Raw genomic sequence first — 24,691 nt, forward strand, 5'->3', positions numbered from 1 at the left:
AGAAAGGGGTAGTTTTTATGATGAAGTATTTACAGAAATTAGGGAAATCCCTGATGCTTCCTGTAGCCTGTCTTCCGGTCTGCGGTATATTGATGGGTGTCGGTTATGCGTTATCTCCGGCAACAATGCAGGGTGGTGATATTACCGGCGCAGCTGCGATTCTTGGATTTTTCCTCATCAAAGCAGGGGGTGCTTTGATTGACAATATGTCGTGGCTGTTCGCGATCGGCGTGAGTGTTGGCATGTCCGATGATAACGACGGTACGGCAGGCCTTGCAGGTCTCGTATCCTGGCTGATGATCACCAATGCTCTGGCAACCAGTACATTGGCTGTCATCACAGGCGGAGAGCCGGATGTGGCATTTGGCAAGATCCAGAACCAGTTTATCGGTATTCTGGCAGGTATTATCGGCGCTACATGCTACAACAAGTTTAAGAATACAAAACTTCCGGATTTCCTTGCATTTTTCTCCGGCAAGAGATTTGTTGCCATCATTACGGCAGTGATCTCTATCTTAGTGGCAGGCGTTCTGTTCTTCGTATGGCCGATCATATTTGGCGGTCTTGTAGCACTTGGCGAAGGTATCAGCGGTCTCGGCGCAATCGGCTCCGGTATCTATGCGTTCCTCAATCGTCTGCTCATCCCGTTCGGTCTGCATCATGCGCTGAATTCCGTATTCTGGTTTGATGCGGTTGGTATCAACGATCTCGGAAACTTCTGGGGCAATACCGGTACACCGGGCGTAACAGGTATGTATATGGCAGGTTTCTTCCCGTCCATGATGTTTGGTCTTCCGGCAGCAGCGCTGGCGATCGTACATACATCCAAACCGGAGAGGAAAAAAGCAACGGCAAGTATTATGGGCGCAGCAGCTCTCTGCTCGTTTATCTGCGGCGTTACAGAGCCTTTTGAATTCGCGTTCATGTTCCTTGCTCCGGCACTCTATGTTGTATATGCAATCCTTTACGGTATCTTTGCAGGTGTTTCCGTAGCTCTTGGGTTCCGTGCAGGGTTCTCTTTCTCCGCCGGTCTTACCGACTTGGTATTCAGCTCACAGCTTCCGCTTGCGCAGAAGATATGGCTGATCGTGCCTCTTGGCATTGCGGCAGTCGTTGTATTCTACCTTGTATTCCGTGTCATGATCTCCAAGTTTGATCTGAAGACACCGGGACGTGAGGACGATGACATCAGCGATGATGAGAAAAACGCAGTACTTGCAAACAATGATTTTACAAAAGTTGCTGAAATCGTTCTTGCAGGTCTGGGCGGCAAAGCAAATGTAACTTCTCTTGACAACTGTGTGACGAGACTTCGTCTGGAGATCAAAGATTACACGGCAATCGATGAGAGTAAGATCAAATCCGCAGGCGTTGCAGGGGTCATCAGACCGAGCAAAAATTCCGTTCAGGTTATCGTGGGAACGAAGGTACAGTTTGTAGCGGATGAGATGAAAAAGATGTTGTAAAATTTGGACAGCAAGTTTGTTCATATGAATACCTGGCAAAAGAGAGGGGAGTTCCCCTCTCTTTTTTACCATATAGGAAAGTTCTCCGAATTTCCCATATGGTAAAAAAATGATTAACGCACTGCGGCGGAGGGGGAGTATGTCGCTGTCGCGACCCGCCGCAGGCGGAGAATCCTGCCTTGCAGGATTCTTTTTTACTTTCCAAATGCGGCATTTTAGTATATAATTTACTGGGATGTTTCGGCAGATGACTGAAAAACACGGTGTACTGGCTTTCATACGGATAGTTGTTATGGAGGATGTATGGATTGTAAAGAAACCCGCAAAAATATATATAAATTTATAGTAGATGAGTTGGAAGGGAAAGAGCTGGAAAAGTTCATGAAGCATGTGACGGAATGTGAAGAATGCAGAGAAGAGCTGTCCATTCAATATCTGGTCACGGAAGGAATGCAGCATCTGGAAAAGGAAAGCACGTTTGATTTGCAGAGTCAGCTGGAAAAAAAGATGGAAAGCGCTGCGAGAAAGATACGGTCCCGGAAGAGAGTCATATGGTTTATGTATTTTATGGAGACGCTGGCAATTCTGGCAGTTGTCTTTATGACGGTGTTGGTGATAAGTAAATGAGTGAAAAGATTGTATTGATCGATGGGCACAGCATATTGCACAGGGCCTATTACGGTGTTCCTCTGCTTAGTAATGCCAGAGGTCTGCATACCAATGCGGTATATGGATTTTTAAATATTATGTTTAAAATTCTTGAGGAAGAGAAACCGGATTATCTGACAGTGGCTTTTGACGTTCATGCTCCCACATTCCGCCATGAGATTTATCAGGAATATAAAGGGACGAGAAAGCCGATGCCGGAGGAACTGCGGGAGCAGGTGCCGGTCCTGAAGAGAACGCTTCAGGCGATGGGGATACAGATCTGCGAAAAAGCGGGACTGGAGGCGGACGACTTGCTTGGCACGCTGGCAAAGCGCAGCGAGAAGGAAGGGCTGGAAGTCTGTCTGGTATCCGGAGACAGGGATCTCTTACAGATCGCCTCTTCTCACAGTAAGATTCGTATTCCGAAGACAAAGGGTGCGAGAACGGAGATCGAGGATTATTACGAGAGTGATGTCAAAGAAAAGTATGGAGTGACACCGGAGCAATTTATAGAGCTGAAGGCGCTGATGGGTGATGCGTCGGATAATATTCCGGGTGTGCCGAAAGTGGGAGAGAAGACAGCGATCGCGCTGATGACACAGTATGGTTCCATTGAGGCGATTTACAATGATCTGGAATCCGTACCTAAGAAATCTGTGCGGGAGTCTCTGCGAGCCAACAGAGCGTTGGCTGATCTGAGTAAAACGCTGGCCACGATCAAGACAGATGCGGAATTTCCGTTTTCGTTCGAAGCAGCGCGAATGCACGACCTGTATACGGAGGAAGCCTATGCGATTTTCCGGGAGCTGGAGTTCAAACAGATGCTGGGGCGCTTTTCCCGGCAGTCTGCCGCTGATGATATAACGGCACATTTTCGCTGTGTGACGGAGCTGGCGGAAGCGGAGCGCATTTTTACGTCCTGTGTGGAGGCGGAGACCGTCGGCGTATATTTGCTTCAGGATAAGGGGGCAGGCCTTTGCGGCGTCGGCGTCTGTTATTCTAAAAATGACATATATGTCATAAAGAAACAGGGCTTTTTGACGGAAGAATATCTGACCGGGAAGCTCGGCAGTCTGCAGGGGTGCACGATGTTGTCGGGATTTTTTCTCAAAAGTGTATACCCTTATTTCCGGGATGACCGGGTGGAGCAGTGTTTTGACGTACAGCTTGCAGCCTATCTGCTCAATCCCCTCAAAAATGATTATGCCATCGAAGATGTGGCCAACGAACATCTGGCGCTGTCAATGGCAGGATATGGGGAGCGTTTCGGAAAAAAGAGCATGGAGGCCACAGCGCTGGAGGAGGAAGAGAATTTTGTCTCTTACGGGTGCTATGCTGCCTACACGGTCTGGAAGGCCAGGGGTGTGCTCTGGCGGAAGCTGGCAGAGAGCGGCATGGACCGGCTGTACCGTGACATAGAGATGCCGTTGTCTTATGTGCTCTATGACATGGAACGAGAGGGCATCCGGGCGGAGGCCGGGGAGCTGAAGCGATACGGAGAGGCGCTGGAAGGCAGGATCAGCGAACTGGAGAAATCGATCCATGAAAAGGCCGGAGAAGAGTTTAATATCAATTCCCCCAAACAGCTCGGGGAAGTCTTGTTTGATAAATTAAAACTTCCCGGTGGTAAAAAGACGAAGACCGGGTATTCCACGGCGGCGGATGTGCTGGAGAAGCTGGCGCCGGACCATAAGATTATCGGAGAGATTTTGGAATACCGGGGGCTTGCCAAGCTGAAGTCCACATATGCCGACGGATTGTCTGTCTATATCGGTGCAGATCAGAAAATCCATACGAATTTTAACCAGACGATCACGGCGACGGGGCGCATCAGTTCTACGGAGCCCAATTTGCAGAACATTCCGATGCGTATGGAGCTGGGCAGGCTGATCCGCAAAGTGTTCGTGCCGGAGGACGGGCATCTGTTTACGGATGCGGACTATTCACAGATCGAGCTGCGCATTCTGGCCCATATGTCGGGGGATGAACAGCTCATTGAGGCTTACCGGATGGATGAGGATATTCACCGGATCACGGCGTCGAAAGTATTTCATACGGAGCTGGCTCAGGTGACAGATCTGCAGAGACGCAATGCGAAAGCGGTAAATTTCGGCATTGTGTACGGGATCAGTTCCTTTGGGCTCAGTCAGGATCTGAGCATTTCCCGGAAAGAGGCGGAAAACTATATTCAGGAATATTTTGCCACATATCCGAAAGTAAAGGAATTTCTTGACAGATCGGTGGAAGAGGCAAAGAAAAACGGATATGTGACAACGATGTTCGGCCGACGCCGTCCGGTGCCGGAGCTGTCTTCCGGTAATTATATGCAGCGCTCTTTCGGGGAGCGGGTAGCTATGAATTCCCCGATTCAGGGAACGGCGGCGGATATTATTAAAATCGCGATGATCCGTGTCTGGCGGGCATTGAAAGAGGCAGGCTGTAAGTCAAAACTGATTTTACAGATCCATGACGAGCTGCTCATCGAGACATGGAACGAAGAGGCGGAGACGGTGGAGCGAATTCTCCGGGAGGAGATGAAGCGCGCGGCGTCACTTTCCGTATCTCTGGAAGTCGATCTGCACACCGGCAGGAACTGGTATGAGGCGAAGTGACGACGGTCAGATGGAGAAAATAAATGAGAGTGATCGGAATTACCGGTGGTGTGGGTGCGGGAAAGACCCGTATCCTGCATTATTTGAAAAGACGTTACCGCTGCCGGATTCTTTTGGCGGACGATGCCGCCAAGATGCTTCAGGAGCCCGGTCAGCCCTGTTATGAACAGATTGTTTCGTTGCTGGGGAAAGACATTGCGGGGAAGGATGGCCGAATCCGCAAAGAGAAAATGGCGGAGAAAATTTTTCATGACGGCGGACTGCTGGCCGCGGTCAATGCCATTGTTCACCCGGCGGTAAAGACCTACATTTTACAGGAGATCGAGAGAGAACGCCGGAAAGCAGAGACCGATTTTTTCTTTCTGGAGGCAGCGCTCCTTCTCGAGTGCGGGTATGAAGAGATCGCGGAAGAGATCTGGTATGTCTATGCCGATGAGGATGTCCGGCGCAGGAGACTGAAAGCCGGAAGAAAGTATACGGATGAAAAGATCGATAGTATTTTCCGCTCCCAGCTCCCTGACAGGACGTACAGAGAGCGCTGCGGATTTGTCATTGACAACAGCGGGGAAGCCGGATATGCTTATGAACAGATTGACAAAAAGATGGGGGAATCTCTGTGGAAGAAATAAGAAAATACCCTGGAAAACTGGTGTTCGGACTTGATATAGGCACGAGAAGCATTGTCGGGACGGTCGGCTACAGGACGGGCGAACAGTTTTTCGTAGTGGCACAGCGAGTGAAAGAACATGAGACAAGGGCGATGCTGGACGGGCAGATCCATGATATTGGCAGAGTGGGACTGACGATCAGCCAGGTAAAGGCGGAACTGGAAGAGGTGATCGGCAGCAAACTGCGGGAAGTATGTATCGCTGCCGCAGGCCGTGTGCTGAAGACGGTGACGATACACACAGAACAGGAATTTGAGGAAGAGCAGGAGATCTCCGCAGAAGATATTTTTGCGCTGGAATCCAAGGGTATTGAGAGCGCCTATGAGGAGTTTACGGTCGGGGATGTCGAGCCCGGGCTTAAATTCTACTGTGTGGGCTATTCTGTCATGCGGTATTATATGAATCATTATGTGATCGGTAATCTGGAGGATCACAAGGCAAAGTCAATCGGCGTCGATCTGATTGCCACCTTTTTGCCGGAAGATGTCGTGGACGGACTGTACAAGGCGGTCGGACAGGCCGGGCTGGAAGTCGTCAATCTGACGCTGGAGCCGATCGCCGCCATACAGGTGGCGATTCCCGAAATGTACCGGATGCTGAATATCGCGCTTGTCGATGTGGGAGCAGGTACATCCGATATTTCGATTACGCAGGGCGGCAGTGTCGTTGCGTATGGAATGATCCCCATCGCGGGGGACGCTCTGACGGAGGCGGTGGCACAGCTGTGTCTTGTCGATTTTGTGACGGCAGAGCAGGTAAAGCGTGACTGCGGCGAGATGGATATAGTGGAGTACAGAGACATTATGGGACTGACACAGACTGTCGGGCGGGATAAGCTGTTGACAGAAGTACAGCCTGTGATCGAGTCAATGACAAAACAGGTCTCGGATAAGATTCGGGAACTGAACGGGGACAAGTCTGTCAGTGCGGTCTTTGTCGTAGGCGGAGGCGGTAAGATCCCCGGATATACGGATGCACTCGCCAGACATCTGGATATTCCCGAGGAGCGTGTGGCTCTGCGCGGAGAGGAAGTGATGCAGAAAATCCGCTTCCTTGAGAAAGAAATTCACAAAGATTCTCTGCTTGTGACGCCGATCGGAATCTGTCTGTCCTTTTATGAGCAGAGTAATTCTTTTATTTTTGTCACCTTTAATAACCGCCGAATCAAATTGTATGATAATTCCAGGCTGGCAGTTGTGGATGCGGCCATGCAGGCGGATTTTCCGAATGAGAGTCTCTTTCCCAAGAGGGGACGGGCGCTTCATTTTATGGTGGACGGTAAGAGCCGTATGGTACGCGGGCAGCTCGGAGAGGCGGCAGTGATTACCGTAAACGGTACTACGGCGGATATTTATACGCCGATCCATGCCAATGACGTGGTCGCCGTGCAGGAGTCGACGGCCGGGCAGGCGGCCTCACTTGAGATCAAACAACTGCCGGAATACCATGCCGTGATCACGATGGAGATCAATGAGAAGAAGATCGTGCTTCCGAAATTCGCCAGCGTGAACGGACAGCTTCAGTCCGGATATTATGATATACAGGAAGACGACAAGATTGAGATGATCAATTTCTATACGGTGCGTCAGGTGGCTGAGTTTATGGATGTCATTATCAACGAAGAGATGAATATTTACGTCAATAATAAACTGGCCAATATGGATACCCGGGTATATGAAAACTTCTCTGTGATCTGGACGATGGATACGCTGGAGCTTTCGGATGTGGAACAGTATGAGAGCGCAGAGGAGGAAACGTGGGCGGAAGAGGCGGAATGGTCGCTGGCGGAGAGCGGGGAGCTGCTGGCGCAGGAGGCAGAAGATGAGATAAGGGAACAGACGGAGAATGGACAGGAGAGCAGGGACTCTGCGGCGGAGCAGGAAACAAGGGAGGCAGAAGCGCCCGTTTCCGCTGATTCACTCGGAGTGATCGTTAATGGCAGCCCGGTCGTTCTGAAGGGAAAAGACAATTATGTCTTTGTGGATGTGTTTGACGTTATCGACTTTGATCTGTCGAAGCCAAAGGGCAAAGGAATCGTGACAAGGCTCAATGGAAAGGACACCCAATATATGGCTCCCGTTTCCGAGGGGGACGTAATCGAGATCTACTGGAGGGAATGACCGAATGAGAATGTGCAGCATTGCCAGCGGCAGCAGCGGCAACTGTATTTATGTGGGAACAGACACGACCCATGTGCTGGTGGATACGGGGATCAGCGGCAGGCGGATCGAAAAGGGACTGAGAGAACTTGACCTGTCTTTGCAGGACATCGACGCCATACTGATCACTCATGAACATGCCGATCATATCAGCGGACTTGGCGTATTGCTCAGGAAACGGGAAATTCCGGTCTATGCCACAAAGGGCACGATCGCAAGGATGAAAGCCTCCCGCTCTCTCGGCGATGTTCCCGGAGATGTGTTTCAGGAGATCGAAGAAGACGAGAATTTCATTGTCAAAGATGTGACGGCCATGCCGATGAAAATCTCCCATGACGCGGCGCAGCCGGTTGCCTATCGCTTTCGGCATGACAGAAAAACGGCGGGGATTATTACCGATCTCGGCGTTTACAACGATTACACGGTGGAGTGTCTGAAAGGGCTGGATGTTGTTTTCCTAGAGGCCAACCATGATGTGAGAATGTTGGAGACCGGTCCCTATCCGTATTATCTCAAGCAGAGAATCCTTGGGGAACGGGGGCATCTTTCCAACGAGTCGTCAGGACGGTTTCTCAGCCGGATCATGCACGGCGGCATGAAGGGGATTGTGCTCTGTCATCTGAGTAAGGAGAATAATCTGGCGGAACTGGCTTATGAGACTGTGAGGGTAGAGCTGACGATGGCGGACAATGAATTCGGGGGCAGTGATTTTCCGATTACGGTGGCCAGACGCGATGAAATATCGGAAATCATACATATATGAAAAAGGAGCGGCAAAAAGATGAAAAAGACAATTATTACGGTGGTCGGCAAAGATACTGTGGGGATCATCGCCAGAGTTTGTACTTATCTGGCAGAAAACCGGATTAATATTCTGGATATATCGCAGACGATCGTTCAGGGGTATTTTAATATGATGATGATCGTTGATACTTCGTCGTCCGCCAGAGCACATGGAGATATGGCAGACGAACTGCAGGCGTTAGGAGAAGAAATCGGCGTCATCATCAAATGCCAGCGGGAAGACATATTTCGTAACATGCACAGAATCTAGGAGATAAAGTTATGTTAAATATATTTGAGGTGTCAGAGACGAACAAGATGATCGAGAAAGAGAATCTGGACGTGCGCACGATTACGCTCGGAATCAGCCTTCTCGACTGCATTGATTCCGACCTGGAGAGATTGAATGAAAAGATCTATCAGAAGATCACGACGGCGGCGAGAAATCTTGTGCCGACAGGGCAGGAGATAGAGAAAGAGTTCGGGATTCCCATTGTGAACAAGCGGATTTCGGTGACGCCGATTGCGCTGATCGGCGGAGCTGCCTGCAGGACGGCATCAGACTTTGTGACGCTGGCGCATACGATGGACAGAGCCGCCAATGAAGTGGGTGTCAATCTGATCGGCGGCTATTCTGCGCTTGTCTCCAAGGGGATGACAACGGCGGATGAATTGTTGATCCGCTCGATTCCCCGGGCGCTGGCGGAGACGCAGCGGGTGTGCAGTTCTGTAAATCTAGGCTCGACGAAGACCGGTATCAACATGGACGGCGTCAGACTGATGGGACAGGTCATCAAGGAGACGGCGGAAATCTCAAAGGACAGAGACAGTGCGGACTGTATGAAGCTGGTTGTGTTCTGCAATGCGCCGGATGACAACCCGTTTATGGCGGGAGCATTCCATGGGGTGACGGAGGCAGATGCAGTCATCAATGTGGGTGTCAGCGGTCCGGGCGTCGTCAAGACCGCGCTGGAAAAAGTACGGGGCGAAAATTTTGAAGTGCTCTGTGAGACGATCAAAAAGACAGCCTTTAAAGTGACGAGAGTGGGGCAGCTTGTCGCACAGGAAGCATCGCGGATGATGGGAGTGCCTTTTGGCATCGTGGACCTTTCTCTTGCGCCCACTCCGGCCGTCGGGGACAGCGTGGCGGATATTCTCTGTGAAATCGGACTGGAACATGTGGGAGCGCCGGGGACGACGGCAGCCCTTGCGCTTTTGAATGACCAGGTAAAAAAGGGCGGTGTGATGGCGTCCTCCTATGTAGGGGGTCTCAGCGGTGCGTTCATTCCGGTATCGGAGGATCAGGGCATGATCGATGCGGTCGTGGCGGGGGCGCTGACGCTGGAAAAGCTGGAGGCGATGACCTGCGTCTGCTCGGTGGGACTGGATATGATCGCGGTACCCGGGAAGACATCGGCGGCGGCTATTTCCGGTATGATCGCGGACGAGATGGCAATCGGCATGGTAAATCAGAAGACGACTGCGGTCAGAGTCATTCCGGCCATCGGCAAAGATGTGGGAGATCAGGTGGAATTTGGCGGTCTGTTTGGCTATGCGCCGGTCATGCCGGTCAATGAATTTTCCTGCGATGCCTTTATCGCAAGAGGAGGCAGGATTCCGGCGCCGATCCACAGTTTTAAAAACTAACAATCCGGATGTCAGGCGGAACGGCATTTGGACCAATAATGACCAAAATTGTACAAATATTGACAGATGTATCTGCAATATTGTACAATAGGGGCACTATACGAAAGGTGGTAACATAAATGGAAAATGACAACAAGGATTTTAAGCCATTTATTCCGGCGGACAAAGTAGTGCCCGAACTGACGGGGACGTCAATCCTGATCGGCGCTTTGTTGGCCGTTTTGTTTGGCGGAGCAAATGCTTATCTCGGACTGCGGGTCGGTATGACCGTCTCGGCGTCCATTCCGGCAGCAGTAATTTCGATGGGAATTATCCGTGTTCTGCTGCGGAGAGATTCGATTCTGGAAAACAACATGGTGCAGACGATCGGGTCGGCCGGTGAGTCGGTAGCGGCCGGTGCGATTTTTACGATGCCCGCGCTCTTTATGTGGGCGGCGGAATCGGGAAGTGCGGATCCCTCTCTGCTGGAAATTTCGCTGATTGCGCTCTGCGGTGGTATTCTGGGCGTTCTGTTCATGATCCCGCTGCGTTCCGCGCTGATTGTACAGGAGCACGGCAAGCTCCCTTATCCGGAAGGACAGGCCTGTGCGGAAGTGCTGCTGGCCGGAGAAGAGGGAGGCGCGAAGGCGGGCACGGTGTTTGCCGGGCTTGGTATTGCTGCTCTCTATAAATTTATTACGGACGGGTTGAAACTGTTTCCGAGTGAAGTTGATTTTGAGATCAAAAGTTATAAGGGGTCCGGGATCGGTATGGATGTGCTTCCCGCTCTGGCGGGCGTCGGTTATATATGCGGACCGCAGGTATCTTCCTATCTGCTGGCCGGCGGTACGGTCGGCTGGTTTGTCCTTATGCCGCTGATTAAGCTGTTTGGCGGTGATATGGTTCTTTATCCTGCGTCCGTTCCCGTGAGTGAGATGGGTACCTGGGACATCTGGGGCAGCTTTATCCGTTATATCGGTGCAGGTGCGGTAGCGGCAGGCGGTATTCTCTCTCTGATCAAATCTCTGCCGATGATCGTGCGTACATTCAAACAGGCGATGGCAGTCTACGGGAAGAAAGCCGGAGAGAGCAATCGTCTGAATAAAGATCTCTCAATGAATCTGGTGATGATTGTTGTCGGTGTGATCGCCGTTGCCATGTGGCTGATTCCGGCCATTCCGGTCAATCTGATTGGTGCGATTATCATTATTGTATTTGGCTTTTTCTTTGCCACGGTTTCTTCAAGAATGGTAGGGATCGTCGGCAGTTCCAATAATCCGGTGTCCGGTATGGCGATCGCTACACTGCTGATCGCTACGATGCTGCTCAAGGCAACCGGCAATATCGGTATGCCGGGTATGATTGCAGCGATCACGATCGGTTCGATCATCTGTATCATCGCAGCGATTGCCGGAGATACGTCTCAGGATTTGAAGACAGGCTTTCTCGTCGGTTCCACGCCTGCCAAACAGCAGACCGGTGAGCTGATCGGTGTCGTTGTCTCTGCGATCGCCATCGGCGGTGTCCTCTATCTTCTGAGCACGGCGTGGGGGTATGGTTCTCCGGAACTGCCGGCGCCTCAGGCAACTTTGATGAAGATGGTCGTAGAGGGTGTTATGGGTGGAGACCTCCCCTGGGCGTTGATCTTCTGCGGCGCGTTTATTGCAATCGTTGTGGAGATTCTGCAGATTCCGGTACTGCCTTTTGCAGTCGGCCTGTATTTGCCAATCCATTTGAGCACACCGATTATGGTCGGCGGCCTGATCCGGTTGTATTATGACAGAAAGAAAACGGAAAGCGAGACGGAGAAAAAGAATATGGTGGAGAATGGCGTTCTCTATTCTTCCGGCTTGATCGCCGGCGAAGGTCTGGTCGGTATTTTGCTGGCCGTATTTGCGATTATTCCGCATAAGACTGCCGGAACACTGGGAGACTTCCTTGGCACCTGTCTGGGTGTGAATTTAGGAAACTGGGGGGGCTTGTTGTTCTTTGCTCTTCTTTGTGGGACAATCATTTTCTTCATTCATAAAAAACCGAAAAAAGCATAACAATATATGAGTGACAATGATGAGTAAAAAGAACAAGCAGAAAGAAAACTTTCTCGATTATATACCGAAACACAATACCTTGTTTCCTTATGAGGAAACAGAAAACGGCAATATTGAAATTATCAGAAAAAACAAAGGGCTTTTCAACCGGATCGCCCAGATCTTCTTTCGCAGACCGAAAAAGAGCCGGATCGAGCTTGACCGGTTTGGCAGTTATGTCTGGCGCCAGATCGACGGGGAAAAGAGTGTGCATGAGATCGGGAAACAGGTGAAGGAAGCATTCGGACAGGAGGCAGAGCCCGTTTACGAACGTCTGACGGAATTTCTTCATATTCTGCGCAACAATGAGTTTATACTGTATGTGAATCTGTTGAAAAAATAAGGAGAGCGGCATGGGCGTACTATCGAATCTGGAGCCAAGGGAAGTATTTGCGTATTTTGAGGAAATCTGTGGAATTCCGCATCCTTCCTATCAGGAAAAAAAGCTGAGTGATTACTGTGTGGAATTTGCGCGCAGCCGCGGCCTGGAGGTACATCAGGACAGTCTGGGCAATGTGATCATCATCAGGGAAGCGACGCCGGGATATGAGGAGGTGGCGCCTCTGATCATGCAGGGGCATCTGGATATGGTCTGCGAGAAAGAGCCGGGCTGTGACATCGATTTTGAACGGGACGGGCTGCGTCTGCAGGTAGAGGGAGACTATATCACCGCGGAGGGCACGACGCTCGGTGGAGACGACGGGATCGCCGTCGCCTATATCCTTGCTATTCTGGCTTCGGATTCTCTGGAACATCCGCGCATCGAGGCAGTCTTTACCGTATCGGAAGAAGTTGGCATGGATGGCGCCAAGGCGATTGATCTGTCTCCGTTACAGGGACATAAACTTCTGAATATTGATTCGGAAGAGGAGGGTTATCTGCTGACGAGCTGCGCCGGTGGATGCCGGGCCAATGTAACGCTGCCTGCTATGTATGAGACAAGACAGGGCTGCCTGTATGAGATCACAGTGGACGGTCTGCTCGGCGGGCATTCCGGTGTGGAAATCGACAAGGGCAGGGCCAATGCCAATCTGCTTCTCGGACGGGCAATGATGATGCTGAGAAGTAAGATGGAATTTTCGGTTGTCTCCCTGTCGGGTGGCCTCAAAGATAATGCCATACCGCGCAAGGCACAGGCGTCGATCATGATCGACAGCCGGGATGCGGTGAGGCTGGAATCGATGCTCCAGGAGATCGGGGATGCAATCGCCGGAGAATATATGGTTACAGATCCGGAGGTCAGGATTATACTGACAGCAGCCGGGGCGGGAGAGGCAAAGACTTTGACAGAAGAATGCGCCAGCAAGGTCATTACGCTGATCAATCTGCTCCCGAACGGGGTTCAGACGATGAGCGCGAATATCAAAGGCCTGGTGGAGACTTCGCTTAATCTCGGTATTTTGACGCTGGATGAAAAAGAGCTGTCGCTCCACTATGCTGTCAGGAGTTCCGTGCGCACGGCGAAAGAATATGTCGTGGATAAGCTGAGGCTTCTGGCCCGGGAGCTGGGCGGCGGCCTGGTAACGGAGGGCGATTATCCGGAATGGGCGTTTCGCAAGGATTCCCCGCTGCGGGAAGATATGGTGAGAGTCTACCGGGAGATGTATGGGAAAGACCCTGTCATTCAGGCGATTCATGCGGGGCTTGAGTGCGGGCTGCTGGCAGACAAGATCAGGGATCTCGATGCGGTGTCCTTCGGCCCGGATATGGTCAGCATTCATACGACAGAAGAAAAACTGAGCATTTCCTCTACAAAGCGGGTTTGGGATTACATTGTGGAAGTCATCAGACAGAAATAGACAGCGAATATAATAGCAGAAAATAAAAGTGTGGGTACAAAGTATCCACACTTTTTGGTGTAAAAAATTATAGTTTGATGATCTGACGCTGCATCTCATCCGGCAGCTTTGTCCCATAGTTTTGCTGGACGAGGGCATTGTACAGATGCGCGGCCTGAATGTCTTTTGACAGTTGGTGCATGGCGGCATCTTCCAGATAATCCGCAGCATCTGCCAGCTTGGAAATGAGCGGGATGGAAGAGTTGGCCTTAATGGCTGTCAGCAAAGGTGTACATGTCTTGCGGAAGCCGAGAATACGGCCATAGAAGACAAGTCCGCTCTGCACATCGTATCTCATATCGGACTTGCGGATATTTAAGAAGATATGTAGTAAGCTGCGGCTGATCCTTGTGTAAGTCAGTTCCTTTGTCTTCAACAGTTTGCAGAAAGAGGAAAAGTCCTGATAAAGTGGGAGCGCATTGCGGATTTTATCAGAGAGTTCTCTCGATACGTCCTGATAAGAGGTATAGCCTGTTTCTGCCTCCGAGAGCAGTTTGTAGTGGAGCATATCGGAGAGCATGTCCGGAAAGATGGGGAATATTTTGCCGTACTCCCGTTCCATGATTGCATAGACGCGGTCCGGTACGTGGAGACGGATATTTTCCAGTGTTTCTCTTGCCTGTAAGACAGTGCGGATGGCGAGTGCGGAGCTGCCGTCCGGGTGCAGGGAAGTGTCGGTATAACTGCTGCCTCTGCGCAGCATTGTCACAGGAAGGATTGAACTGCCTCTTGATATGAGACTTTTACAGTATTCAATACCGAGAATGTTATTGGGAGAGGACAAAAGGGCAGAGAGCTCTTTGGAATCTGCAGAGCTCAGGTTGCTGTCACTCGAAAAAGCGATATTCTGGCTGACATAGTCGATCAGCGCCTTGGCCTGTGCCGATGGATAGGAGAGACCGGAGCGTATCCCGGCCTTTAATGCCTTTGTGTAGGCGGGAGGTTCCTGTACAAGGATGGAAGAGGCTTCCTTTAACATGGAAATGTCACCGCATTCACTGCCGAAAGCAAGGTAGTCAACGACACCAAGATCATCCAGAAGTGAGACAGCGCTTTCTGCAAAAAAAGGCGCGCTGGCGCATGAGAAACAGACAGGCAGTTCCAGCACAAGGTCTGCGCCTTCCGCCAGAGCCATTTCGGCACGCATATATTTATCCATGACGGCGGGCTCGCCCCGTTGGGTAAAATTCCCGCTCATAATCACGATGCAGTAGTCGGCGCGGGTTTTCTGGCGCACCTTATCGATATGATATTTGTGGCCGTTATGAAAAGGATTGTATTCTGCAATGATGCCTGCGACTTTCATAGAGACACCTCCCCGTAAAATAATGTTGTTTTTATTATAACATGTATCATGTATCAAATTAAACACAATTTTTTTACTTTCTTGGCTTGTATACAAAAGAGGAAGTGTAATATAATTTAATGGAAAGCAATGGGCGGCGTTGCGGGGATGGGGTATCCCCTGGCGATGTGGACCATGAGATAAAATAAGAGAAGGAAAAGGAGATTGGGCGGATGAGTTATATTGATGTGATGAAAGAGAAGGCGAGGCAGGACATTAAGACAATCGTTCTTCCGGAGACGAATGACCGCAGAACTCTGATTGCGGCTTCCCATATTTTGGAGGAAAAGATTGCGCGGATCATTATGGTCGGCAATGAGGAAAAGATCATGGACGGTGCGGGATGGCTGGAAGTCGATCTGACGGGGGTGATCGTAGTCAATCCGGCAACGTGTGAAAAGCTGGACGAATATGTCGATCTCTTGTATGAGACAAGAAAAAATAAAGGAATGACACCGGAAAAGGCGAGGGAAATCCTGTTGAATGATTATCTGACATTCGGGATTATGATGGTGAAGGCCAATGATGCGGACGGTATGGTGGCGGGGGCCTGCCATGCCACAGCCGATACGCTGCGTCCCGCGCTGCAGATCCTGAAGACGGCGGAAGGAACAAAGCTCGTGTCCGGATTCTTTATTCTGGATGTGCCGGATTGTGAATACGGGTATCACGGTACTTTTCTGTTTGCGGACTGCGGACTCAATCAGGACCCGACTGCGGAAGAACTGGCGGCCATTGCTGACACGAGTGCCAAGAGCTTTCGCAATCTGGTAGGCGCAAAACCGGTGATCGCCATGCTTTCCCATTCCACAAAGGGAAGCGCGAAACATCCCCTTGTCGATAAGGTGGTGGAGGCGGTGCGCATCGCGCATGAAGAGTATCCGCATCTGACGGTGGACGGTGAGCTGCAGACAGACGCTGCTCTCGTTCCGCATATTGCCAAATCGAAAGCGCCGGGAAGTGAGGTGGCGGGAAAAGCCAATGTCCTTATTTTCCCCAATCTGGACTGTGGCAATATCGGTTATAAGCTCGTGCAGAGGCTGGGGAAGGCGGAAGCTTATGGGCCGATGCTGCAGGGAATTGCCAAGCCGGTCAACGACCTCTCCAGAGGATGTTCCTGGGAGGATATTGTGGGCGTCGTAGCGCTGACCGCCGTGCAGGCACAGCTTTGTTAGCACTGATTCTGCAGGAGACGCTGACACCATATATTCAGGATATTCTGAATGCTCCACAGGAGGAACAAATTCGCAGGATCGCCGAAACGGTCTGTGAACTGTACAGCTATCGGATCAATAATAAAGATATGGCTCAGGCTCTGCAGTTGGGAGAAGGACAATGTATGGCATATGCCCAGTTGTTTAAATATTTGATGAGTGCCTGAGGTTATGACTGCGACTATGTGATTGGATGGGCGAACATCAGTTTGGAGCTTCATTCGTGGAATCGCGTATATACAAAGGACGGGATTTTTTATGTGGATGTGACGTTCATGGATGGGGGAGATTATTATGACGATGTTTATTTTATGCAGCCGGAGTTCTTCACCCACAGGGAAGCTGATAACTATCTGGATTTGATTACGACAGTGACGTTTTAAATTTTTTGCATCATAGTCATCGCATTCCAGCCGAATCTGGGACTAAAGTCCCAGGGCAGATCCGCTGGAAAATATTGACAAAAAGAGGGATAAGTCCTAAAATTAAAGAGTAATATTATTAATATTTTAAGGAGGGGATTCAAATGAAAATGAAAACATTCGTAATCGCAGCGGCAGTTGCTACACTTGCTATGGCATCCTCTATGGTAGCCTGTGCGAAAGAGGGAGATATTTATCCTCGTTATAAGAGTAATTGTGATCTGATGAATTGCAGTGGGCAGCACGTCAGTGTCAATGATCCTTCCACAGGACTTGATCTGTACTTCTGTGTACCGCAGAACCTGACTTACTCTGTAGATGAATACCGTACAAAAGTAGCTGCTTATCTGGAAGAGCAGAAAGATGCAAAACCTGTAGTAGAAGAGGCTCCTGTCGTTGAGGAAGTGAAGAGTAATGACAGTGATTACTTTGCACCTCCGCGTCTGAAAGTGAACTGCGATCTGATGAACTGCAGCGGACAGCATATCAGTGTAAACACACCGGCTTCCGGTCTTGATCAGTATTACTGTGTACCGCAGAATCTTACCTGCTCCGTAAGCGAGTATCAGCAGCAGGTGATCGCATATCTGGCTGATCAGGCAAAATAATATACATAATCAACAGACAAAGATGCAAAGGACTGTTCCGGGGGATTAATGCTCAGGGAACAGTCCTTTTTGCAATATGGTCGTTATCGTTTTCACGTTCCTTGTTATTTATGAGATGGCTGTGTATAATAAAAATGAAATTGTTGAGGATAAGTGGAGGGGAGAAGGATGGAAAAAGATACTCGCCTGATCAATATATATCTTAAAATACATCATAAAAAGACATTGACGATGAATGACCTGGACTATCTGGCAAAGTATGACCCGGAGTGTTTTGAGAAAACATGTAAAAATGTGGTGTATAACATTCCCGAAACGAAACCGATAATGATCCCGGATATTCCGGAATCTGTGGAAGAAGAACCGGAAAATACTGAATGGCGGGGGATAGAAAAAGTTCTTGAGAATTTAAAACATCTGGAAATGTATGATCTTCCTGTTGCAAATATCGATGTCGATCAGGTAAAAAATTTGTTGGGAAATCTGTATATGGAATTGTTGTTTCCACATAATGATAACTATCCATTTATGGATATGACAGATGGTATGAATACCTCTTCGTTTGATAAAAAGGCATAGGGCGGCTGTTGCCAGACTGAATGTTTGCCGGCTGCTGTCACAGAAACTGATGAAATTATAGAGGGATAATGAGATAAAAGAGATAAAACCCCATTGACAAAATTTGACTGGTCCGGTATAATAGTACAGGTATGAGCAGGAGTCTACGATGATATTGAACATAACAGATGTATTGACAGCAGAAGGACGCAGAGAGGACAGAGAGGCAGCGTTTTCTCCATCCGTTCTGGAATATGGAGAAGGCAATTATCCGATCGTCGGCCGAACGCCGGTTTCTCTTACGATTGTGAACAGAGGAAAGGGAAGGGCCGATGTATCTGGGAAAATGGAGCTGACTGTGTTATTGCACTGTGACCGCTGTCTGAAGGATGTTATTCATCCTTTTTCGCTGGAATTTTCAGTTTCGGTCATTGCGCCGGAGCTTGGAGCGGCTGTTTCGGAGGAAGAGGCGGATACATGCCTGATCGGTTATCAGTTCGATACGGACGACCTTGTGTACAATGAAATTTCGGTCAACTGGCCAATGAAGATCTTATGCAAGCCGGATTGCAGAGGAATCTGCAGTGTGTGCGGAAAAGACCTGAATGAGGGAGCATGTGAGTGTGATACTTTTGTTCCTGACCCAAGGCTGGCAGCCATAAAAGATATTTTTGATGCGGGTAAGGAGGTGTAACGATGTCTATCTGTCCAAAAAATAAATCTTCCAAAGCGAGAAGAGACAAACGCAGAGCAAACTGGAAAATGAGTGCGCCTGCATTGGTTAAATGCAGTAAATGTGGAGCTCTCATGATGCCTCACAGAGTGTGCAAGGCTTGTGGCTCTTATAACAAAAAAGAGATTATCAGCGTTGACTGATCCGGCGGTTGCATGGATTCTGAAACGCAGAGCAAAGGCAGTCTGAGGACATTTCCATAACAGTGGTGGAGGTGTCCTTTTTGTATGCACCGGTAATTACTTGCTTTTTGCGCATGGGTTTAGTATATTTATATCAGATGTTTGAGAGTTAGGTGGAGGAAATTGGAAATGAGTGAGCAGATTCGGGTAGCGGTAGATGCCATGGGCGGTGACAATGCCCCTGCGGAAATTGTAAAAGGTGCCGTGGCGGCAGTGCAGGAGAGCAAGAAGATCAAAGTGTTTCTGCTTGGCAGAGAGGACGCAGTGAAAGCGGAACTCGCCAAATATACGGTATCGTCTGAGCAGATAGAAGTCATAAATACGACGGAAGTGATTGAGACGGCGGAACCGCCGGTGGCAGCAATCCGTTCCAAAAAGGATTCTTCGATTGTCAGAGGGATGAAGCTGGTGAAAGAGGGAGACTGTGATGCGTTTGTTTCTGCCGGCAGTACGGGAGCGGTACTTGTAGGCGGACAGGTTTTGGTAGGCCGTCTCAAAGGGGTGGAGCGGCCGCCGCTGGCACCGGTGATTCCGACTGCGAACGGGGTCGCACTTCTGATTGACTGTGGGGCCAATGTGGATGCCCGTGCCTCTCACCTTGTTCAGTTTGCAAAGATCGGTTCTGTATATATGGAACATGTTCTCGGTGTAAAGAAGCCGAGAGTCGGTATCGTTAATATTGGTGCGGAGGAAGAAAAAGGAAACGCACTTGTGAAAGAGACATTTCCGCTTTTAAAAGAATGCGATGACATCAATTTTATCGGCAGTGTGGAGGCCAGGGATATTCCGACCGGTGCGGCAGATGTGGTTGTCTGCGAGGCCTTTGTCGGCAATGTCATCCTCAAGATGTATGAGGGTGTGGGTGATACACTGATCAAAGAAGTGAAAAAGGGTATGATGTCCACTCTGCGCAGCAAGATTGGCGCGTTGCTCGTAAAACCGGCGCTGAAACAGACGTTGAAAGCCTTCGACCTGGAACAGTATGGCGGGGCGCCGCTTCTCGGTCTCAATGGTCTTGTCGTGAAGACACATGGCAGCTCTAAAGCAGTGGAGATCAAGAATTCGATTCTTCAGTGCATTGCTTTTAAAGAACAGAAGATCAACGAAAAGATAAAGGAACAGATCACACGAAAAGAGGAAGCATAGGAAGGCTGGTTTGCTATGGAGTTCGATAAGTTAAAAGAGATCATCGCGGAAGTATTGAGCGTGGACCCGAAGGAAATTACAGAGGAGACGACATTTATGGATGATCTGGGCGCGGATTCACTGGATCTGTTTCAGGTTGTTATGGGAATCGAAGACGTATTTCAGATCGAGGTGCCGCCGGAGAAAACAGAGAAAATCACAAAGGTCGGGGAAGCCTTGCTTTTGATTAAACAGGCGGTAGACGAAAAAGAGTGACGAATCAGGGGAATGGCATGGGAAATGACGGGAAGGCAATGGAGCTGTTGGAAGAGCGGATCGGATACCGGTTCCGCGAGCGAAGGCTGTTGAAGCAGGCGTTGACGCACAGTTCTTACGCAAATGAGCAGAAAATAAATAAATGGGATGACTACGAGAGACTCGAATTTTTGGGAGACGCGGTGCTGGAGCTCATTTCCAGTGATTATCTGTATCGGACGAATGCGCAGATGCCGGAAGGAGAACTGACAAAGCTGCGCTCTTCTATGGTGTGTGAACCTGCGCTGGCTTATTGTGCGAGAGATATTGAGCTTGGAACTTATATTTTTCTCGGAAAAGGTGAGGAAGCGACCGGAGGCAGGAGGAGAGAGTCTATTGTCTCCGATGTGCTGGAGGCGGTGATCGGCGCCATCTATCTCGACGGCGGGCTTGTTCCCGCTAAAAATTTTATTGACCGGTTTGTGCTCTCTGACCTGGAAGACAAGCAGTTGTTTTATGACAGCAAGACGATCTTGCAGGAACAGGTGCAGAAGCAGGGAGAGGGCAGGCTTCACTATGTTCTTGTGGAGGAGACAGGCCCGGAGCATGACAAGCTGTTTCGCGTGGAAGCGATGATCGATGAGAAAAAGATCGGAACGGGCAGCGGACGGACCAAAAAACATGCGGAACAACAGGCCGCCTATCAGGCGCTTGTTACATATTACAAATAAAGAGCAGGTAATATATGTATTTAAAAAGCATTCAAGTACAGGGATTCAAATCGTTTGCCAATAAGATCAATTTTCAATTTCACAACGGGATAACAGGGATCGTAGGTCCCAACGGCAGCGGCAAGAGCAACGTGGCCGATGCCGTCCGCTGGGTGCTCGGCGAACAGCGTATCAAACAGCTGCGCGGCGCTTCCATGCAGGATGTAATCTTTTCCGGTACAGAGGCGAGAAAACCGCTCAGTTATGCCTATGTGGCGATTACGCTTGACAACGCTGACCATCAGCTAGCCATCGACTATGATGAGGTGACGGTTGCCAGAAGGATCTATCGCTCCGGAGAAAGCGAATATTCGATCAACGGGACGCTCTGCCGGCTGAAGGATGTCAATGAACTATTCTATGATACCGGGATCGGAAAGGAAGGATATTCGATCATCGGTCAGGGCCAGATCGACAAAATATTGAGCGGAAAGCCGGAGGAACGGCGGGAGCTGTTTGATGAGGCTGCCGGTATCGTGAAGTTCAAGCGGCGAAAAAATACTGCGCAGAAACGGCTGGAGGACGAGAAACAGAATCTTGTGCGAGTCAGCGATATTCTGGCGGAGCTGGAAAAGCAGATCGCGCCTCTGGAAAAGCAGTCGGAGGCGGCCAAAGTATATTTGCGTAAAAAAGAAGAGTTGAAAGTGCTGGATGTCAACATGTTCCTTGTGGAGAACACACAGATCCGTCAACAGCTGGAATCCGTGGAAGAGAAATACCGGCTTGCGGACAGCGATCTTCAGGAGACGACGGTTCAGTATGAGAAGACGAAGGAAGAGTACGAGCAGATTCAGGGCGAGCTGGAGACGCTGGAACAGTCCATCGAAACCGCGCGTCAGACTTTGACGGACACAAGCGTGCTCAGAGGCAAACTGGAAGGGCAGATCAATGTACTGCAGGAGCAGATCCATTCCGCCCAGGGCAATGAGAATCATCTGAAAAACCGTAAGACCGCCGTGGAAAAGGAGATTGCGGAGAAAGAGAGCGACAAGCATGTCATTTCAGATGATAAGCAGCAGACCGATGAAAAGGCGCAGCAGATTGAGCAGGCGAGAGGAGAGGCAAGGGCGCTTTTAAGCGAAGTACAGGAAAAAATAGCTGAATATAACACAGAGATAGAGGCCGGTAAAAATTCAATTATCGGCGCTTTGAATGAGAGAGCGGCGATCCGTTCCCGCATGGGACGGTATGACACGATGCTCGAGCAAATCAGTCTGCGCAGGACAGAACTGCAGGCCAAATTGCTGCAGGCCAAGACCGATGAGGAAGAGCAGAAAGAGACGATCAGCCGTCTGCGGGAAGAGTTCGAGGCAATCGGAAGAGTCATTCAGGAGCTGAACGAGAGGCAGGCAGCCGAGGAAAAGCGTATCGGTCAGATCAAGCCGGAGCTGACGCAGAAGGATCAGCGGCTGCGGGAAGTGCAGGCTCTCTATCATCAGGAGCGGTCGAAACTGGACGCATTGTCCAATCTGACGGAGCGATATGAAGGCTACGGCGGCAGCGTAAAGCGGGTCATGGAACAAAAATCTGTGGAAAAGGGGATCGTAGGCGTCGTTGCGGACATCATAAAAGTAGAGAAGAAGTATGAGACTGCAATCGAGACTGCGCTTGGCGGAAGTATTCAGAATATCGTGACGGAAGAGGAAGAGACAGCGAAACGGATGATCGCATACCTGAAAAAGACAAAAGGAGGCCGTGCCACCTTTCTTCCGCTTACGAGTATTAAAAATCCACAGGAATTTAACAGAAAGGAAGCATTGTCTGAGCAGGGAGTGATCGGGCTTGCCGATTCTCTCGTACAGGTGGATGGTAAATACAGAAATGCTGCAAAATCCATGCTTGGGCGGATTCTGGTGGTCGATACGGTCGATCACGCGGTGCAGATTGCCAGAAAATATAATTACAGCATCCGTATCGTGACGATAGAAGGAGAACTGCTCGTGCCGGGAGGCGCGATCAGCGGTGGTGCCTTTAAAAACAGTTCCAATCTTCTCGGCAGGAGGAGAGAGATCGCCGAGCTGAAAGAGATGGTAAAAAAATATCAGAGTGAGATCGACGGGATTCAAAAAGAGATCGAGACAATCAAGGAGGAACGCAACAGGCTCCGTAGCAGTCTGGAGACGATGCGTCTTACTCTGCAGAATAAGTTTATCGAGCAGAATACGGCCCGGCTGAATGTGACGGCGGCCGAGGAAAAATGGAATGAGACGGAGGAGGGATTCGGTTCTCTGCAGGAAGAGCAGGAGCAGATCGAAGTGCAGATCGCACAGATCAATGCGGATAAAGAGCGGACGGTCAGAGAGCTGGAAGAGTCTCAGCAGTTGGAACAGACAGTGGAAGCACAGTTGAAAGAACTGCAGGAGCAACTGGAAGCCAAACGCAAAGAAGAGGCGGAGCAGACGGCAAAAGTGTCCGAGTGGGATGTGGAGGCGGAAAAGTTCCGTCAGCAGCAGGAGTTCGGACAGCAGAACCTCGACCGTATCGACGGAGAGATCAGCCGTCTTTGCGGAGAACTGGAAGAGATCGACGGGGAGCTGGAAAAGAACCGCATAACGATTCAAAAGAAACAAAACGACATTCAGGAGATCATGCTGACGATCGAGAACTCGCACACTGCGCAGGATGAAGCGCAGGAGAAGATGAATGCCGACGTGGTACGGAAAGAGACGCTGACCGACAGGCAGAAGAATTTCTTTGCCATACGGGAAGAACTCTCAGAGAAAAAGAGCGGTTTAGATAAAGAAGTCTACCGTCTGAATGCTCAGAAAGAAAAATTTGAGAGTTCTCTGGAAGCGCAGATCAATTATATGTGGGATGAGTACGAAATCACACTCAGCGCTGCCGCAGCGCTGCGGAACGAGGAACTCAGCGATCTGCAGGCGATGAAACGGGACAGTGCGTCGCTGAAGGAACAGATCAAAAAGCTGGGAGAAGTCAATGTCAACGCCATTGAGGATTATAAAAACCTTATGGAGCGTTACGGTTTCCTGAAAACTCAGCACGATGATCTTGTGGAGGCGGAGCAGACGCTGCTGGGCATTATCGAGGAACTGGACACTGCCATGCGCAGACAATTCCAGGAAAAATTCGGACAGATCAGCAGAGAGTTCGACAAGGTATTCAAGGAACTGTTCGGCGGAGGCAAGGGAACACTGGAGCTGCAGGAGGAAGAAGACCTGCTGGAGGCAGGAATCCGCATCATTGCCCAGCCACCGGGAAAAAAGCTGCAAAATATGATGCAGCTGTCCGGCGGGGAAAAGGCGCTGACGGCGATTGCTCTGCTGTTTGCCATTCAGAATCTGAAGCCGTCTCCGTTCTGTCTCCTGGATGAGATTGAGGCCGCTCTCGATGAGAGCAATGTAGGACGTTTTGCCAAATATTTACATAAACTGACGAAGCATACACAGTTTATTGTGATCACACACAGGCGGGGGACGATGGAGAAAGCAGACAGGCTGTACGGCATCACGATGCAGGAGAAAGGAATCTCCACCCTTGTGAGTGTGGATCTGATCGAGGGCGAGCTGGAAGACCTGCGTGAAAAAAACGGTGCATAGAGTGTCTGCCCTGCGGATCGGAGAAAGCGGGAAGG

23 protein-coding genes are annotated in these 24,691 nt (G+C 50.0%); 22 read left to right on the top strand and 1 reads right to left on the bottom strand.

Translation table 11 applies throughout. The features are described 5' to 3' along the window. Nucleotides 1-17 precede the first annotated feature (17 nt). From nagE to V1224_07280, 11 genes are all read left to right on the top strand, one after another. Nucleotides 18-1,466, top strand: a complete 1,449-nt coding sequence (gene nagE / locus V1224_07230) for an N-acetylglucosamine-specific PTS transporter subunit IIBC (protein ID WWR17208.1) — start codon at nt 18-20, stop codon at nt 1,464-1,466. A 303-nt stretch (nt 1,467-1,769) separates the two neighbouring features. Then, nucleotides 1,770-2,093, top strand: a complete 324-nt coding sequence (locus V1224_07235; protein WWR17209.1) for a zf-HC2 domain-containing protein — start codon at nt 1,770-1,772, stop codon at nt 2,091-2,093. Next, complete coding sequence (gene polA, locus V1224_07240) at nt 2,090-4,726, top strand: DNA polymerase I (protein WWR17210.1); 2,637 nt, start codon at nt 2,090-2,092, stop codon at nt 4,724-4,726. The genes V1224_07235 and polA overlap by 4 nt, the downstream gene beginning before the upstream one ends. 23 nt (nt 4,727-4,749) lie before the next feature. Continuing rightward, nucleotides 4,750-5,355: a dephospho-CoA kinase gene (gene coaE / locus V1224_07245; GenBank protein ID WWR17211.1), complete on the top strand. Its 606-nt coding sequence runs from the start codon at nt 4,750-4,752 to the stop codon at nt 5,353-5,355. Then, on the top strand, nt 5,343-7,514 hold the full coding sequence (locus V1224_07250) for a cell division FtsA domain-containing protein (protein ID WWR17212.1): 2,172 nt from the start codon (nt 5,343-5,345) through the stop codon (nt 7,512-7,514). Before coaE ends, V1224_07250 begins: the two co-directional genes overlap by 13 nt. A gap of 4 nt (nt 7,515-7,518) precedes the next feature. After that, nucleotides 7,519-8,316, top strand: coding sequence for an MBL fold metallo-hydrolase (locus tag V1224_07255; GenBank protein WWR17213.1), 798 nt, complete (start codon nt 7,519-7,521; stop codon nt 8,314-8,316). Between the two features lie 18 nt (nt 8,317-8,334). Beyond that, nucleotides 8,335-8,607 carry an ACT domain-containing protein gene (locus tag V1224_07260; GenBank protein ID WWR17214.1) on the top strand — a complete coding sequence of 91 codons (273 nt, stop codon included), beginning with the start codon at nt 8,335-8,337 and terminating at the stop codon, nt 8,605-8,607. 11 nt (nt 8,608-8,618) lie between these two features. Continuing rightward, a complete protein-coding gene (locus tag V1224_07265; protein WWR17215.1) occupies nt 8,619-9,983 on the top strand; it encodes a PFL family protein in 1,365 nt (454 codons plus the stop codon). 119 nt (nt 9,984-10,102) lie between these two features. Then, nucleotides 10,103-12,010 (top strand): oligopeptide transporter, OPT family, encoded by a 1,908-nt coding sequence (locus tag V1224_07270; protein WWR17216.1) that lies wholly within the window; start codon nt 10,103-10,105, stop codon nt 12,008-12,010. A gap of 16 nt (nt 12,011-12,026) precedes the next feature. After that, nucleotides 12,027-12,392: a PqqD family protein gene (locus V1224_07275; protein WWR17217.1), complete on the top strand. Its 366-nt coding sequence runs from the start codon at nt 12,027-12,029 to the stop codon at nt 12,390-12,392. Between the two features lie 10 nt (nt 12,393-12,402). Beyond that, entirely contained in the window at nt 12,403-13,848 is a 1,446-nt protein-coding gene (locus tag V1224_07280) for an aminoacyl-histidine dipeptidase (GenBank protein ID WWR17218.1), read from the top strand. A 67-nt stretch (nt 13,849-13,915) separates the two neighbouring features. On the opposite strand, the gene V1224_07285 is transcribed toward V1224_07280, so the two are convergent. Further along, nucleotides 13,916-15,193, bottom strand: coding sequence for a nucleotidyltransferase (locus V1224_07285; GenBank protein WWR17219.1), 1,278 nt, complete (start codon nt 15,191-15,193; stop codon nt 13,916-13,918). Between the two features lie 212 nt (nt 15,194-15,405). On the opposite strand from V1224_07285, the gene pta reads away from it, so the two are divergent. The 11 genes from pta to smc all read left to right on the top strand — a co-directional run bounded on the left by pta (nt 15,406) and on the right by smc (nt 24,656). After that, nucleotides 15,406-16,407: a phosphate acetyltransferase gene (gene pta / locus V1224_07290; GenBank protein WWR17220.1), complete on the top strand. Its 1,002-nt coding sequence runs from the start codon at nt 15,406-15,408 to the stop codon at nt 16,405-16,407. Continuing rightward, a complete protein-coding gene (locus V1224_07295; GenBank protein WWR17221.1) occupies nt 16,401-16,613 on the top strand; it encodes a hypothetical protein in 213 nt (70 codons plus the stop codon). The genes pta and V1224_07295 overlap by 7 nt, the downstream gene beginning before the upstream one ends. 42 nt (nt 16,614-16,655) lie before the next feature. Next, a complete protein-coding gene (locus V1224_07300; protein WWR17222.1) occupies nt 16,656-16,829 on the top strand; it encodes a hypothetical protein in 174 nt (57 codons plus the stop codon). Nucleotides 16,830-16,972: 143 nt separating this feature from the next. After that, on the top strand, nt 16,973-17,476 hold the full coding sequence (locus V1224_07305) for a hypothetical protein (GenBank protein WWR17223.1): 504 nt from the start codon (nt 16,973-16,975) through the stop codon (nt 17,474-17,476). Nucleotides 17,477-17,644: 168 nt separating this feature from the next. Continuing rightward, entirely contained in the window at nt 17,645-18,055 is a 411-nt protein-coding gene (locus V1224_07310) for a hypothetical protein (GenBank protein WWR17224.1), read from the top strand. Nucleotides 18,056-18,203: 148 nt separating this feature from the next. Further along, nucleotides 18,204-18,728, top strand: coding sequence for a DUF177 domain-containing protein (locus tag V1224_07315; protein WWR17225.1), 525 nt, complete (start codon nt 18,204-18,206; stop codon nt 18,726-18,728). Nucleotides 18,729-18,730: 2 nt separating this feature from the next. Continuing rightward, nucleotides 18,731-18,910: a 50S ribosomal protein L32 gene (gene rpmF, locus V1224_07320; protein ID WWR17226.1), complete on the top strand. Its 180-nt coding sequence runs from the start codon at nt 18,731-18,733 to the stop codon at nt 18,908-18,910. Nucleotides 18,911-19,078: 168 nt separating this feature from the next. After that, the gene (gene plsX, locus V1224_07325) at nt 19,079-20,095 is read left to right on the top strand and encodes a phosphate acyltransferase PlsX (protein WWR17227.1); all 1,017 of its coding nucleotides are present in this window, start codon (nt 19,079-19,081) and stop codon (nt 20,093-20,095) included. A 15-nt stretch (nt 20,096-20,110) separates the two neighbouring features. Beyond that, nucleotides 20,111-20,350: an acyl carrier protein gene (acpP, locus tag V1224_07330; GenBank protein ID WWR17228.1), complete on the top strand. Its 240-nt coding sequence runs from the start codon at nt 20,111-20,113 to the stop codon at nt 20,348-20,350. A 17-nt stretch (nt 20,351-20,367) separates the two neighbouring features. Next, nucleotides 20,368-21,060 (top strand): ribonuclease III, encoded by a 693-nt coding sequence (gene rnc, locus V1224_07335; protein WWR17229.1) that lies wholly within the window; start codon nt 20,368-20,370, stop codon nt 21,058-21,060. A 14-nt stretch (nt 21,061-21,074) separates the two neighbouring features. After that, on the top strand, nt 21,075-24,656 hold the full coding sequence (gene smc, locus V1224_07340) for a chromosome segregation protein SMC (protein ID WWR17230.1): 3,582 nt from the start codon (nt 21,075-21,077) through the stop codon (nt 24,654-24,656). Nucleotides 24,657-24,691: the final 35 nt, after the last annotated feature.

The sequence above is a fragment of the Lachnospiraceae bacterium JLR.KK008 genome (assembly GCA_037015955.1).
Classification (GTDB): Bacteria; Bacillota; Clostridia; order Lachnospirales; family Lachnospiraceae; genus VSOB01.